A 13,956-nucleotide genomic window follows, 5' to 3' on the forward strand; every position below is an offset into this window, starting at 1 on the left:
CGGCGGCTCCCCCAACTCTCCACAGAGGGGCACGCTCCTCGTACGGTCGTCGTGTCACTCCCCGGGTCGCTTCTCCGCCAGCACCGTCCGGTCGAACGCACAGACCAGCGTGTCCGCGCCGTCCTCGACGCGGTAGGCCTCGACGTGCATCGTCACGACGCCGCGCTCGCCGTCGCTCGTCTCGCGCTTGTCGGTCACCGTCGATTCGGCCCGGATCGTGTCCCCGTGGAACACCGGCGCCGGGTGCTCCACGTCGTCGTACGAGAGGTTCGCGACGACGGTCCCGTCGGTCGTCTCCGGGATCGACAGCCCGACCGCGAGGCTCATCGTGTAGAGGCCGTTGACGACGCGCTCGCCGAACTGCGTGTCCGCGGCGAACGCGGCGTCTAGGTGCAGCGGCTGCTGGTTCATCGTCAGGTCGCAAAAGCGCTGGTTGTCCGCCTCCGATATCGTGCGGCGCTTGTCGTGGCCGATCGTCTCGCCCACGTCGAACGCCTCGTAGTAGCGCCCGGGCATGCCTCGACGGTCGGTTCGGCCGCGGTTAACGGTTGGGTGCGCGGCGGCCGCGCCGTCCGGCCGTGGTTTCAAGCGTCCGCCGCCCGGAGCCGGAGTATGGCACGCCGGAGCGTCCTGTTCGCACCGGGCGACCGCCCCGAGCTGCTACGCAAGGCACCGACGACCGGCGCCGACACCGCCGTCTTCGACCTCGAAGACGCGGTCGCGCCGGAACGGAAGACGGAGGCCGGCGCGGCCGTGAGGGAGGCCCTCGCGGACCTCGACGCCGACTGCGAGGTGTGCGTTCGCGTCCGACCCCCGGGGCGGGGCGCGGCCGCCGACCTCGATGCGGTACTCGACAGCGGGGGACGGAGTCCCCCGAGCAGTGCGGCGAAGCCGCACGACGGGGACGCGCGGACCGGGCTCGACGGGCTCGTCCTCCCGAAGGCCGAGTCGGCCGACGACGTGACCGATCTGGCCGACCTGGCGGCCGAGCGCGACGCCGACCTGCCGGTCCTGGCGCTGGTCGAGACGGCCGCCGGAGTCCTGCACGCCGAGGCGATCGCTGCGGCCGAGCCGACGGCCGCGCTGATATTCGGCGCCGAGGACCTGGCGGCCGACATCGGGGCGACCCGGACCGAGGAGGGGACGGAAGTCCTTCACGCGCGCGAGCACGTCGTCCTCGCGGCGGCCGCCGCGGGCGTCGACGCCGTCGACACGCTCTACACCGACTTCGAGGACGAGGCCGGCCTGCGCGCGGACACCGAGTTCGCGCTCGAACTCGGCTACGACGGGAAGCTGGCGATCCACCCCTCGCAGGTCGGGCCGATCAACGAGACGTTCACGCCGGACCCCGACCGGGTCGAGTGGGCCGAGCGGGTACTGGCGGCCCGCGACGAGGGCGGCGCGGAGGGGCGGGGCGTGTTCGCCGTCGACGGCGAGATGGTCGACGCGCCGCTGGTCGCGCAGGCCGAACGGGTGATGGAACGGGCGCGAGCGGCCGGGAGCGCCGAGGACGCGGTCGATCGGGACGGGTGACCGTCGGCCGAATCCTTATCCCCGCGCTGACCTATATCCGACACATGTCAGAGGATATCAATCCCTTCGAGAGCCTTCGGGAGCAGGTCGACGACGCGGCCGCACACCTCGACGTCGACGCCGGCACGCTCGAACGGATCAAGCGCCCCGAGCGGGTCCTGGAGACGAACCTCGCCGTCGAGCTGGGCGACGGCTCGACCGAGGTGTTCCGCGCCTACCGCTCGCAGTTCAACGGCGCCCGCGGTCCCTACAAGGGCGGCATCCGCTATCACCCGGAAGTCTCCCGCGCCGAGGTCAAGGCGCTGTCGGGCTGGATGGCCTACAAGTGCGCCGTCGTCGACATCCCCTACGGCGGCGGCAAGGGCGGGATCGTCGTCGACCCCGACGACTACTCCGAGGCCGAACTCGAACGGCTCACGCGTGCGTTCGCTACCGAACTGCGCCCGATCGTCGGCGAGGACAGGGACATCCCCGCACCGGACGTGAACACGGGCCAGCGCGAGATGAACTGGATCAAGGACACCTACGAGACCCTGGAGAACACGACCGAGCCGGGCGTCGTCACCGGCAAGGCTCCCGACAGCGGTGGGTCGGCGGGCCGCGTCGAGGCGACCGGCCGGTCGGTGATGCTCACGGCGCGGGAGGCGTTCGACTACCTCGACAGAGATGTCGATGGCGCGACCGTCGCCGTCCAGGGCTACGGCAACGCGGGGTCGGTGGCGGCGAAACTGCTGGCTGATCTGGGCGCGAGCGTCGTCGCCGTCTCGGACTCCTCCGGTGCGGCGTACGACCCCGACGGCCTCGACACGCGGGCGGTCAAAGAGCGCAAGGACGAGACCGGCGACATGGTCGACTACGACGCCCCCGAGATCATCACCAACGAGGAGCTGCTGACGCTGGACGTGGACCTGCTCGTGCCGGCGGCCCTGGAGAACGCCGTCGACGGCGACCTGGCCGCGGACGTGCAGGCCGACGTGATCGTCGAGGCCGCCAACGGGCCGCTGACGCCCGACGCCGACGACGTGCTGACCGAGCGTGACGTACACGTCTTCCCCGACATCCTCGCCAACGCCGGCGGCGTCACGGTCTCGTATTTCGAGTGGGTGCAGAACCGCCAGCGGTTCTACTGGTCGGAACAGCGCGTCAACGACGAACTGGAGACGGTGATCGTCGACGCCTTCGACCGGCTCGCGTCGACCTACGAGGACCGCGAACTGCCGAACTTCCGCACGGCCGCCTACGTCGTCGCCATCGAGCGCGTGCTGCGCGCCAGCGAACAGGGCGGTATCTGGCCCTGAATCCGCGGTCGGCCCCTCGGTCGCCCGGCGGACCACACTCGTTGGACACGCCGGTTTTACGGCCCGAGACCCAACCGGAGTGTATGCCGGTCTACGAGCGCGAAGTCGTCGTCGACGCGCCGTTCGACGAGGTATGGGAGTTTCACTCGGGGGCGTCGGGACTCGAAGCGTTGACCCCCGACTGGATGAACCTCCGGATCGAGTCGTCGGTCGGTCCCGACGGCGAGCCCGACCCGGACGTGCTGGAAGCGGGGTCGAGAGTCGAGTCGACGGTCGCCCCGTTCGGCGTCGCGCCGCGCCAGCGGTGGGTCTCGGCCATCGTCGCCCGCGCGGAGGGCGACGGGGAGGCATTCTTCCGCGACGAGATGCGACAGGGACCGTTCCCGGAGTGGGTCCACACCCACTCCTTCGAGGCGGTCGACGGCGGTCCCGAGAGCGAAACGAGCGGGACCTCGTCGGAGCGGCGCTCCGACGGCGGCACCCGCGTCCACGACCACGTCGAGTACGAACTCCCCGTCGTCCGCGGGCTGTTCGGCCCGCTCGGGTGGGTCGGCTTCGAGCCGATGTTCCGGTATCGCCACCGGAAGACGAAGGAACTGCTCGAATAGCCGCCGGCCTCACCGCGAGCGGGACTCCCGGAAATCGATCCGGGGGAGGCCAACGACTTTCACGCTGCCCGTACAGTGTTCACGCATGACAGATGTAGCTGTCGTCGGCGGCGGTCCCGCCGGCCTGAGCGCCGCACTGTTCACCGCGAAGAACGGCCTCGACACCGTCGTCTTCGACACGGACAAGACGTGGATGCACAAGGCCCACCTGTTCAACTACCTCGGTATCGAGAGCGAGGACGGGACGGCGTTCCTCGAAGACGCCCGCGATCAGGTCGATAGCTTCGGCGTCGACCGCCGGCAGGGCGAGGAGGTCGAAACCGTCGAGCAGGACGGCGACGGCTTCCGCGTCGTCACCGGCGAGGACGACCTGACCGCCGACTACCTCGTCCTCGCCACGGGCGCGAACCGCGGCCTGGCCGAGGGTCTGGGCTGCGAGTTCACCGACGAGGACGTCGTCGACGTGGGCGTCGCGATGGAGACGTCGATCGAGGACGCCTACGCTACCGGCGCGATGGTCCGCGCCGAGGAGTGGCAGGCCGTCATCTCGGCCGGCGACGGCGCCGCCGCAGCGCTGAACATCCTCAGCAAGGAGAAAGGCGAACACTTCCACGACTTCGACGTGCCCGCCGACGCGGAGTAGTTCCGCTGTCGAGGCAGCCCGCGGCGACGGTGCCGTCGGTCAGTGAGACGGTTCGGTCGTCGGTCGGCCGAGCCGAGCCCTGAGCGCGACCGCGACGGACAGGAGCGTGACCGCGACCGTGGTGAGCGCGAGCACCGGCGCTACGGTGGGATCCGGGCTGGGAGTGACGTGAGACAGCGCCCAGAGAGTGAGCGCTCCCGCCGCCGCGCCGACCAGCAGACACCAGTACATCGCGAACTCCGCGATCGATCGCCGCGTGCCCATATCGTCGGCGAGTGCGCACTGCCACGAGTGTCTTTTCGGTGACTTCTATCGCAGTCGGTGGCGAAGTCGCGGCGGCGCATGGTCACCGCAACAGGAAAGGGGTCGCTGCCGAAAGAGTCGCCAATGGCCGGCGAGACGCTGTCGCGGCGGCTCGAAGCGCGCGTCCCGCCGGCGGCGGCGCTGGCCGTCGCCATCCTCGCGGTGTCGACCAGCGCCATCCTGATCCGCTGGAGTTCGGCGCCGTCGACGGTGGCCGCGTTCTACCGGGTGCTCTTTACCGCCGGGTTGCTGGCGCCGCTGGCCGCCTCCCGCCACGGCGAGACCCTGCGGTCGCTGGGGCGAGGGGACGCGCTGGCGGCGGGGGCGACGGGCGTCGCGCTGGCGGTCCACTTCGCGGCGTGGTTCCAGTCGGTCGAGTGGACCAGCGTCGCCGCGTCGGTGACGCTCGTGCAGGCCCAGCCGCTGTTCGTCGCCGTCGGCGCCGCCCTCCTGCTCGACGAGCGGCTGACGCTCCCGAAGGTCGCGGGGATGGCGGTCGCGGTCGCCGGCGCGGCGGTCATGTCGGTCGGGGAGTTCCTCGCGGGGACCGCGGTCGGCCCGCACCCGCTGGCGGGCAACGCGCTGGCCCTCGTCGGCGCGGTGATGATGGCCGTCTACGTCCTCGCGGGCCGGTCGTTGCGCGCGCGGGTCGCACTCGTCCCGTACGTCACCGTCGTCTACGCCGTCTGCGCGGCTGTCCTCGGCGCCATCGTCGTCGCGCAGGGCGACCCGCTGGCGGGCTACGCCGCGGAGGAGTGGCTGCTGTTCCTCGCGATGGCCGTCGGGCCCGGTATCTTCGGCCACACGGTGATCAACTGGGCGCTCGAACACGTCGAGTCGTCGGTGGTGAGCGTCTCGCTGCTGGGCGAGCCGGTCGGGAGCACCGTGCTCGCGATGCTCCTGTTGACCGAGATCCCCGGGTCGTGGACGGTCGCCGGCGGCCTGGTGGTGCTCGCCGGCATCTCCGTGACGGCGCGAGCACGGGAGGAGTGAGCGCTCACGCGGCGTGTTTCTCGATCTCGCCTTTGACGGCGGCCCCGTCGAAGTCGTGCTCGGGGCGGATGTTGACGAAGTCGAGGAACTCGCGGGCGGCCATCAGTTCGCCCGGGTCGTGGACCTCCAGCGCGGCGGCGACGGCGTCGCGGCCGCCGATCAGCGGTTCGAGCGCGCCGAGCGCGCAGGCGGTGTCGTAGGCGCGGGCGTCCTCGATGGCCTCTTCGTCGACCTTCGTCGCGTCGATGAAGTACAGCTCGCCGCCGGAGACGAGGACGTTCTCCCGCTGGAGGTCGCCGTGGGCGAGGTTGTTGTCGTGCATCCGCTCTAGGTTCCTGAACAGGTCGACGGCGTGGCTCCGCACCTCTTCGGGCGGCAACTCGTCGAGCGCCCGGAAGTCGGGAAGGTATTCGAGGACCATCACCGCCACGTCGTCGTACTCGAAGGCCTCCTTGGGTTCGGGCGCGTTGACCCCGATCTCGCGCATCCGCTCGTTGGCCTCCAGTTCGTGCTCGGCCATCTCGATGGGCGCGTCGAAGCGCTCGAAAAAGCCCTCCGTCCCCGACGAGAAGGCGCCGAGGTTGCGCCCCGCCGTCAGCAGCGCGTGGACCAGCGAGTTCTGCTCGGTGACGACCTTGACGAACAGCTCGTCGTTGACGACGCAGGGCGTCGACAGCCAGTTGTCCGCGTCGAGGAAGACGACTCTGGCCGTCTCCAGGTCGTAGCGGTCCATCACCTCCCGGACCGCTCCTTCGAGCGTCGGCCAGGGGACCGTCCCCCTGAGAAATCGCCGGAACGCCATCTGTTCGCCGAGTCGCGTCCCACGGGTTTATTGGTTCGGTCCCGTTCCCGAACCGCGGTCGGTCGATGTGGAATCGAGGGCCCGCGCGATTCCGTCGCGCCGCCGCAACCGCCCGCCGACCCCCGCGCCCGTTCCTCTCGACGCCCACCTTTTTCAGCGAGCGGATCGTGACCTCGCGTATGGGACTCGTCACGGGGCTGATCACGTTCGTCGTCGGTGTACTGGTCGGCGGAATCGGCATCTACGTCGGCGCCGAACTGGTCGGCGGCGGCAGCAGCTACGAGAAGGCCGTCACGACGGCGATCTTCGGCTCGCTCGTCTGGGCGCTCGTGGGGACGTTCTTCGGATGGGTCCCGCTGCTGGGGCCGATTCTGACGTTCGTCGCCTACCTTGGCGTCCTGAACGTGATGTACGACGGCGGCTGGGTCGAGGCCGCGGCCATCGCGGTGGTCGCCTGGCTGACGCTCGTCGTCGTGTTCACGGTGCTCGGGCCGCTCGGACTCGGGGTCTTCTCCGGCGTCGGCGTCCCCGGCGTGTAGCTGTCGGCGTCCCCGGCCCGTCGGGGCCTCCGAGGAAGTTTCGGCTCGCTATCACGACCGAGGACGGACGGGAACGCTCTTTAGCGGCTGGACGAATCGTCGGCCGTGTTCGGGCTCGAACCGGGACTGGCCTACGCGGTCGCGGCCTCGCTGATCCTCGGCGTCTACCTGTTCTGCATCAAACGCTACTTCGACGACTACCCCTCGACGGTGTACGTCACGGTCACGTTCGCCGCGTCGCTGCTGTGGTACCTGCCGATCGCGGCGGTCGCGAGCGACGGCAGCCTCCTCCCCGCGGGCTTCGGTGCCCCGGGCGTCGGGATGTTCGTCCTCACGGTCGGCGGGTCGATACTCGCGTTCCTGGCGTCGTTCCGGGCGATCGCTGTCGGCGACGTGTCCTACGTCGCGCCGATCAGCAAGATCGTCGCGGTGTTCGTCCTCCCCATCGAACTCGTCTTCCTGAACGAGCGGCTGTCGGCGGTTCAGGCCGCCGGCGTCGTCGTCGCGACGGCGGCCGTGTACGTCGCCAACTACGAACCCGGAAAACTGCTGGACCCGTTCGTCCGGGCGGTCCACTCTCGGCCGGCCCAGTTGGCGCTGGCCAGTGCGGCGATATTCGGCGTCGTCGACGTGGGCAAGCGCGTGTTGACCCAGGAGCTCCGAGTGCCCCCGGAGACGTACAACCTCGTCATGTTCGCGGCGGTGCCGCTGGCGCTGGCGCCGCTGGCGGCGCGGCGCTGGCCCGCGTGGGAAGACGGCGGGGTGCGCTCGGACCTGCCCCGCTTCGCCGCAGTCGGACTGTTGCTGGCCGTCGCGGAACACTTCGTGATGCTGGCGTTCTCGACGCTGTCGGCGAGCCTGGCGTCGCCGGTGGTCAACACGCAGGCCGTCGTCGCGGTGCTGCTCGGCGGGGTCGTCCTCGGCGAGGAGAACTTCCGCGTCCGGCTGGTCGCCGCGGCGTTCGCTATCGGCGGCGTGACGATGATCACCGTCGGGTGAGAAGGGGTCGGCCGGCTGCGAAGGGAGTTACTCGGCCGGTCCGGTGGCGCGCACGTCCTCGAAGTCGATCGCGTAGCTGGCCTGGATCCAGGCGTTGGCGTTCTCCCGGTCGTAGAGCACCAGGTCGCCGTCGATGGTCTCGAAGGTCCCGCACTGTTCCGCCCCGCGCTCGGTTGGCCGCTGCGTCTCGGACATCGCTCGCTTCGATAGCAGTCGTTCGGGGAGTTAAACCTTGCCGTGGGTATGGTATCCATCCTCAATATAGTATAAGGGAACCTAGTATCGGCCGAAGCCGCGCCACCGATCGGTCCCCGGCGGGTCGTGGCCGGACTCGCCGGTTGACGAGGGGTTACGGGCCCCGCGGTCCTGTCGAGCCGCATGGAGCTGCACACGACGCAGGGGGCGCTGACCCGCGAGGAGGTCGGATTGATACTCCCGCACGAGCACGTCTTCGTCGACCTCGGGCCGATGGCGGCGGGCAACTGGCGCGACGCCGACCCCGACGACGTGGTCGCGGTGATGGCGCCGGAGATCGAGCGCGCCCGCGAGTCGGGCGTCACGGCGCTCGTCGAGGCCACGCCGGAGGGCGTCGGCCGTCGCGTCGACATCGATCTGGCGGTCTCCGAGGCGACCGACTTTCCGATCGTCGTCCCGACCGGGATCTACCAGGAGCCGTCGATCCCAGAGTGGGCCCGCGAGGCGAGCGAGGACGAACTGACCGAGTGGCTCGTCGAGGACCTCACCGAAGGCGTCGACGACACGGGCGTCCGCGCGGCGTGGATCAAGGTCAGCACCGACGACGACGACCCGACCGGCCTCTCGGCCGACGAGGCGAAGATTCTGCGAGCCGCGGCCCGCGCCGGCGAGCGCACCGGTGCGGCCATCGGCAGCCACACTCTCCACGGTGACGTGGTCCACGAACAGCTCGACGTGATCGAGGACTGCGGCTACACCGCGGATCGGTTCATCTGGATCCACGCCCAGGCCGACGACGAGCGCTACCACCGTGAAGTAGCCGAGCGCGGCGCGTACGTCGAGTTCGACTGGATCGGCGGTGACGACCAGGCCGACGCCGAGTACGTCGACCGGGTCCGGGCGCTGGTCGAAGCCGGCTACACCGACCGGGTCCTCCTGAGTCAGGACCGGGGCTGGTACGACCCCTCCGAGCCCGACGGGGGCGAGCAGAAGCCGTACACGTATCTCACGGAGACGTTTCTGCCGAAACTCCGCGAGGCGGGCGTCGACGAGGCGACGGTCCGACGGATCGCCCGCGACAACCCCTTCGAAGCGTACGCTCGCTGAGGCCCGTTCGACGACTGCGGGGCGACGCGAACGCGGATCCCCGCCGGTCGCGTCAGTCGCCCTCGCCCTCGGACTGGTAGGGTTCGCCGACGGCCTCGCGCGGCAGGTCGTTCTGGACGGCGGTGTAGGCGTCGTCGGCCGACTCGAAGCGGTCCGCGCTCGCGTCGGCCAGCAGCCCCCCGAGGTTCCGGTCGCCCTCCGCCAGTTCGACCTCGACGTCCTCGCAGGCGGACGCCAACTCCTCGCGGTCGACGGGGTAGTCGAACTGCTCGAGGTACTCCCCCAGTTCGGCCAGGTCCAGTTCCATGGTCGAGTCCACGACCGGCGGGCGTTAGTGTGTAGTTGCCAGGCGCCTGCGGGGAGCGTTCGCCGTCGCGACCCGACGGACGCCACTCGACGGCCGCGGCCCGACCGTCACCGCTCACCGGCGTCGTCTCTCGTCAGCCATTTGGTGTCGGCAGGGTAACACCCGGACATGACACGACGGGAAGCGCCGGTCTCGCCGCCGGTCGTCCTGGCCATCGCGGGCAGCGACTCCGGCGGCGGCGCCGGTATCCAGGCCGACCTGAAGACGATCGAGGCCGGCGGCGCCTTCGGGACGACCGCGATCACCAGCGTCACCGCCCAGAACACGACGGGCGTCGAGCGCACCCACGTCCTCCCGACCGGAGAGATCGACGCCCAGTGCGAGGCCGTCCGCTCGGATTTCGACGTGGCCGCGGTCAAGACCGGAATGCTCGCCACCGCAGACGTGGTCGAACTCGTCACCGACCGCCTCCGGGAGACCGCGGCGCCCGCGGTCGTCGACCCGGTGATGGTCGCCGCCTCGGGCGACCGCCTGCTCGCCAGCGAGGCCGAGAGCGCCTACGAGGACCTGATCGCCGAGGCGACGCTCGTGACGCCCAACGCCGACGAGGCGGCCGTCCTCACCGGGGTCGATCCCGAGAGCGAGGCCGAGGCGCGCGAGGCCGGTGAGCGGCTGATCGAGACGGGCGCCGACGCCGCGCTCGTCAAAGGGGGCCACATCTCCGGGGACGACTCGACGGACGTGGTCGACGTGCTCGTCACGGGCGACAGGGTCGAGCGGTTCCGACACCCCCGAGTCGACACCGACGCCACCCACGGCTCCGGTTGCACGCTCTCGTCGGCGATCGCCACCCGGTTGGCCCACGGCGACGACCTCGCCGACGCCGTCGCGTCGGGTATCGACCTGCTCGCCCGTGCCGTCCGGTACAACCTCGACGTGGGCGAGGGTCCGGGTTCGGTCCACCACGCGGTCGAACTGCGCGACCGCGCGGCCCGCGACGACACCGCCGAGGCCGTCGAGGGGGTCGTCCGCGCGTTCGTCGACAGGGATATCGGCCCGCTGGTCCCCGAGGTCGGGACGAACGTCGCCGGCGCGACCCCCTACGCCGAACGGCCGGGCGAGACGGCCGCCGTCGAGGGGCGGATCACCCGGACGCGCTCGGGGGTCGAACCGACGCGGGGCGTCCGGTTCGGCGCGTCGACCCACGTCGCGCGACTCCTGCTGGCCGCCCGCGAGCACGACCCCGACCTCCGGTACGCGGTGAACCTCCGTCACGACGACGCGGTCGCCGACGCCCTCGCGGCCCTCGACGGCCCCGTCGCCGAGTTCGACCCGGCCGACGACCGTGCCGACTCCGTCGAGTGGGGCGTCGAGACGGCCTTCGACGCCGTCGACGGGACGCCCGTCGCCGTCGTCGACCGCGGGAGCTACGGCAACGAGCCGATCGCCTTCGTCCTCGCGCGGACGCCCGACGCGCTCGTCGACCGGACGCTGGCGACGCTCGACGCCGTCGAGGCCGCCGACGAATAGGGAAGCGCCGGGCGCCGCGCTGGCCCGGTCACCCGCGCCGGCCCGGTCACCCGCGCCGGCCCGGTCACCCGCGCCGACGGCCGAGCAGCGCCAGCGCCGCGAGGAGTCCGGCGAGTCCCGTTACCGGGCCGAAGCCGGGACCGAACCCGGAGGTTCCGCCGTCGTCCCCGTTCCCGCCTCCGCCGCCGTCGCCGTCGCCCACGTCGCCGACGGTCACGACCAGCGGGTCGGCGCTCCCGAGCGTGAACTCGTACTCGCCGCGGTCGAGGCGGGCGACGCCGCTCAGGCTCCGGTTCTCGCCGGCGCCGAGCGCGACCCGGCGGTCGATGATCGGGCCGTCGGGGCCGCGGAGGGAGACGTTCCCGCGCGCCGGCACGCCGTGCGTGTTGGAGACCGTCGCGGTGAACGCCACCGCGCCCGGCCCGGACAACTCCGTCCGGTTGGCCGTGAGGTGGGTCACGGTCGCCCGAGGGGGTTCGTACACCTCGACGGTCACGCGGTCGCCGCCGACGGCGAGGGTGTAGTCGCCGGCCTCGTCGAACGTCCGCTCGAACCGGTAGGTCACTCGCTCGCCGGGAGCGACGGTCCCGCTCTCGGACGCTTCGACCGCGCCGTCGACGACGAACCGCGCCTCGTACCCGCCGGCCGAGCCCCCGGCGTTGGTCACCGCCCCGGTCATCGTCAGCGTCTCGCCGGTGTAGAGGGTCAACTCCGACCCCGAGCGGGTCACGTTGCGGTAGGGGCCGCTCACCGCGAGGGCGCCCGGTTCGGTCGCGACCGCGACCTCGACGAGCGCGGGCGTCGACGCGAACGCCTCGGCGTGGGTGCGGGCCGACCACAGATCCGGCGTCCGCTCGGTGCCCGCGTAGGTGACCGCGGCCCGGCGGACCTCCGGCCCGGCGACCGTCCCCACGGACTCGAAGACGGCACGCGCGTCGACGGGACCCGAGTGGGCGTTCATCGCCGAGAAGACCGTCTGGAGCGAGCGCGTCCCGTCGGTCGCCAGCCGGATCCGCAGGTCGGTGTCGCCGGCGACGAGGCTCCCCTTCAGGTAGTTGGCGGCGTTGACCCACGAGCGCGGTTCGGTCATGACCGCGTCGGACTGCGGGCGGACGGTCCCCGGTCGCAGCGCCTCGCGGAACGCCGCGAAGTCGACGCGGCCCTGTTCGAGCGCGAGCAGGGCGGCGTAGTAGGTGGCGAAGGCCTCGTTCGTCCACTTCGCGGAGGACGCCGCCTCGTAGCCCTGGCGGGTGTGGACGTACTCGTGGAGCCAGGTGTTCTCGGCTGTCGAAAGCGGCTCGGCGTCGCGGACCCACATGTCGCGGTCGCCGTACTGCAGGCCGCGCACGCCCCACCGGACGGTCGTCGTCGGCGCGGCGAAGACGTTCACCACGGGGTCGCGGTCGCCGACGCGCATGCGGTCGCCGGCCGCCGCGAGCGAGTCGAGGACGGCGTCGGGCGACTCGGTCAGCGACGCCCGCTCGGGGATCACCAGTTCGAACCGCTGACCGTGGGCCGTTCGCTCGCGCGTCGCGACCTCGCCGAGGTAGGCCATCCACTCGCCGACGTACCCCTCGCCCGCGGTCCGCGTCTCGCGCGTGATGCCGACCGGCGCCGCGCCGCTCCAGGACCAGCTCGTCGGCACCGACGGGTGGCGGACGAGCGCCCACTCGCCGGCGTCGACGAAGAGATACCGCCCCTGGGCCCCCTCCGGCCCCGAGAGGTCGACCGTCTCGTTGACCGCCATCGCGAACGTGATCGACGGGCTCGACGCGTTGCCGTCCCACTCGTAGGCGGTCCCGTTGGCGCGCGAGAAGCCCGTCGTCGCGGTGACGGTCACGTTCTCGGGCAGTTGGGGCTTCAGCGAGGACACCCGGTCGGGTACTCGGTACCGCTGGACGACGGTGATCTCACCGGGCTCGTCCGGCGTCAGCCGCAGCTCCTGGACCGCCGTGACGTTCGCCGGCGCGCTCGCGAACACCGCGTCCGTGCCCGCGGCCGACGCCGACCCGCCCGACGCGGTGACGGACTTCGTCACCCGCTCGGCGGGCTCGCCGGAAGCGCCACGTTCCCCGGAGAGAGCGGTATCGGCGGCGAATTGTCGTGGTTCGGACGCGGTCGCGTTCCCGGTCGAGTCGGCGACCGTCTCCGCGGTCGGGGAGGCGGCCGCGAGGCCGCCCCCGGCGACCGCGCTCGTGAGAAGCAACACCGCGACCGTCGCGGCGACGACTCGACGACCGCCAGCCCGTGACATACCCTCGGTTGGGAAACGCCCGACTTAATGGTTCGCCGTCGGTCGGATCGCGGGCCCGCCCGGCGGCGGTCCGCGGTCGCCCGGCCCCGGCGCTCGCCTACAGTTCGGCGAGGAACTCGGCGCCGGTGTCGATGGAGGCGGCCGGGTCCGCCGGCTCGTCGTGTTCGTAGACGAGCCACTCGGCGTCGACCTCGCGTGCGGCGTCTGCACAGGCCTGCATGTCGACGTCGCCGTCGCCGATCTCGCAGAACTCGCCGTCGGCCATGTCCTTCATGTGGACGATCTCGACGCTGTCGCCGTAGCGTTCGACGATCTCGACGGGGTCGTGGCCCGCCGTCTCGATCCAGCCCACGTCGGGCTCCAGCAGGGCGTCGGTGCGGTCGGCGAACACCTCGAAGCCCGTCGTGTCGTCGAAGTCGACGAACTCGTGGTCGTGGTTGTGGTAGTGCAGGTCGAAGCCGCGGTCGAGGAGGTCCGCGGCGATGGCGTCGACGCGGTCGGCCGTCTCCAGCGTCGCCTCGCGGGACTCGAAGTGCTCGGGACCGAGCCACGGGACGACCGCGCCGTCGGCGCCGACGGTCTCGTGGAACTCGACCACTTCGGCGGGGTCCGACTCCATCTCGCCCACGTCGACGTGGGCCGCCGTCACGTCCAGACCCAGGTCGTCGAGGTGGTCGGCGAGTTCGTCGGCGGAGAGGCCGCCGAAGCCGCCGGAGAACTGCACGCCGTCGTAGCCGGCCGCCGCGCAGCGGTCGAGGATCTCGGCCATCGGCAGGTCCAGGTCGCGAACCGAGTAGAGGTTGATCGCGGTGCGTACCATGGTGGCCGATCGTCCGGGCGGGCTT

16 protein-coding genes are annotated in these 13,956 nt (G+C 71.4%); 9 read left to right on the forward strand and 7 right to left on the reverse strand.

The window, feature by feature from the left end:
* Nucleotides 1–54 precede the first annotated feature (54 nt).
* Nucleotides 55–516: a MaoC family dehydratase gene (locus HZS55_RS11660; RefSeq protein WP_179907836.1), complete on the reverse strand. Its 462-nt coding sequence runs from the start codon at nt 514–516 to the stop codon at nt 55–57.
* A gap of 96 nt (nt 517–612) precedes the next feature.
* Between HZS55_RS11660 and HZS55_RS11665 the strand changes: the two genes are divergently transcribed.
* The 4 genes from HZS55_RS11665 (at nt 613) to HZS55_RS11680 (ending at nt 4,082) form a co-directional block, all read left to right on the forward strand.
* Complete coding sequence (locus tag HZS55_RS11665; RefSeq protein WP_179907837.1) at nt 613–1,533, forward strand: HpcH/HpaI aldolase/citrate lyase family protein; 921 nt, start codon at nt 613–615, stop codon at nt 1,531–1,533.
* Nucleotides 1,534–1,577: 44 nt separating this feature from the next.
* Nucleotides 1,578–2,831, forward strand: coding sequence for a Glu/Leu/Phe/Val family dehydrogenase (locus HZS55_RS11670; RefSeq protein ID WP_179907838.1), 1,254 nt, complete (start codon nt 1,578–1,580; stop codon nt 2,829–2,831).
* A gap of 83 nt (nt 2,832–2,914) precedes the next feature.
* Nucleotides 2,915–3,439: an SRPBCC family protein gene (locus HZS55_RS11675; protein ID WP_179907839.1), complete on the forward strand. Its 525-nt coding sequence runs from the start codon at nt 2,915–2,917 to the stop codon at nt 3,437–3,439.
* Between the two features lie 85 nt (nt 3,440–3,524).
* Nucleotides 3,525–4,082 (forward strand): NAD(P)/FAD-dependent oxidoreductase, encoded by a 558-nt coding sequence (locus HZS55_RS11680; RefSeq protein ID WP_179907840.1) that lies wholly within the window; start codon nt 3,525–3,527, stop codon nt 4,080–4,082.
* A 39-nt stretch (nt 4,083–4,121) separates the two neighbouring features.
* Here the strand turns inward: HZS55_RS11680 and HZS55_RS11685 are convergent, their stop codons facing one another.
* Complete coding sequence (locus HZS55_RS11685) at nt 4,122–4,346, reverse strand: hypothetical protein (RefSeq protein ID WP_179907841.1); 225 nt, start codon at nt 4,344–4,346, stop codon at nt 4,122–4,124.
* Between the two features lie 123 nt (nt 4,347–4,469).
* Here HZS55_RS11685 and HZS55_RS11690 point away from each other — a divergent pair, with 123 nt between their 5' ends.
* The gene (locus HZS55_RS11690; protein WP_179911864.1) at nt 4,470–5,378 is read left to right on the forward strand and encodes a DMT family transporter; all 909 of its coding nucleotides are present in this window, start codon (nt 4,470–4,472) and stop codon (nt 5,376–5,378) included.
* A gap of 4 nt (nt 5,379–5,382) precedes the next feature.
* Here the strand turns inward: HZS55_RS11690 and HZS55_RS11695 are convergent, their stop codons facing one another.
* Nucleotides 5,383–6,180 carry an RIO1 family regulatory kinase/ATPase domain-containing protein gene (locus HZS55_RS11695; protein ID WP_179907842.1) on the reverse strand — a complete coding sequence of 266 codons (798 nt, stop codon included), beginning with the start codon at nt 6,178–6,180 and terminating at the stop codon, nt 5,383–5,385.
* Nucleotides 6,181–6,359: 179 nt separating this feature from the next.
* On the opposite strand from HZS55_RS11695, the gene HZS55_RS11700 reads away from it, so the two are divergent.
* Nucleotides 6,360–6,719: a hypothetical protein gene (locus tag HZS55_RS11700; RefSeq protein WP_179907843.1), complete on the forward strand. Its 360-nt coding sequence runs from the start codon at nt 6,360–6,362 to the stop codon at nt 6,717–6,719.
* A 105-nt stretch (nt 6,720–6,824) separates the two neighbouring features.
* Nucleotides 6,825–7,718, forward strand: a complete 894-nt coding sequence (locus HZS55_RS11705) for an EamA family transporter (RefSeq protein ID WP_179907844.1) — start codon at nt 6,825–6,827, stop codon at nt 7,716–7,718.
* Nucleotides 7,719–7,745: 27 nt separating this feature from the next.
* Here HZS55_RS11705 and HZS55_RS11710 read toward each other — a convergent pair whose 3' ends face one another.
* Nucleotides 7,746–7,913, reverse strand: a complete 168-nt coding sequence (locus tag HZS55_RS11710) for a DUF7331 family protein (protein WP_179907845.1) — start codon at nt 7,911–7,913, stop codon at nt 7,746–7,748.
* Between the two features lie 183 nt (nt 7,914–8,096).
* Between HZS55_RS11710 and HZS55_RS11715 the strand changes: the two genes are divergently transcribed.
* Nucleotides 8,097–9,020, forward strand: coding sequence for a phosphotriesterase family protein (locus HZS55_RS11715; protein WP_179907846.1), 924 nt, complete (start codon nt 8,097–8,099; stop codon nt 9,018–9,020).
* Between the two features lie 52 nt (nt 9,021–9,072).
* On the opposite strand, the gene HZS55_RS11720 is transcribed toward HZS55_RS11715, so the two are convergent.
* A complete protein-coding gene (locus HZS55_RS11720; protein WP_179907847.1) occupies nt 9,073–9,327 on the reverse strand; it encodes a DUF5789 family protein in 255 nt (84 codons plus the stop codon).
* Nucleotides 9,328–9,495: 168 nt separating this feature from the next.
* Between HZS55_RS11720 and thiD the strand changes: the two genes are divergently transcribed.
* On the forward strand, nt 9,496–10,857 hold the full coding sequence (thiD, locus tag HZS55_RS11725; protein ID WP_179907848.1) for a bifunctional hydroxymethylpyrimidine kinase/phosphomethylpyrimidine kinase: 1,362 nt from the start codon (nt 9,496–9,498) through the stop codon (nt 10,855–10,857).
* A gap of 64 nt (nt 10,858–10,921) precedes the next feature.
* Here the strand turns inward: thiD and HZS55_RS22635 are convergent, their stop codons facing one another.
* A complete protein-coding gene (locus tag HZS55_RS22635; RefSeq protein WP_179907849.1) occupies nt 10,922–13,111 on the reverse strand; it encodes a PGF-CTERM sorting domain-containing protein in 2,190 nt (729 codons plus the stop codon).
* Between the two features lie 97 nt (nt 13,112–13,208).
* Nucleotides 13,209–13,931: a sugar phosphate isomerase/epimerase family protein gene (locus HZS55_RS11735; RefSeq protein WP_179907850.1), complete on the reverse strand. Its 723-nt coding sequence runs from the start codon at nt 13,929–13,931 to the stop codon at nt 13,209–13,211.
* Nucleotides 13,932–13,956 lie beyond the last annotated feature (25 nt).

The organism is Halosimplex rubrum, from assembly GCF_013415885.1.
In the GTDB taxonomy this organism is placed as follows: domain Archaea; phylum Halobacteriota; class Halobacteria; order Halobacteriales; family Haloarculaceae; genus Halosimplex; species Halosimplex rubrum.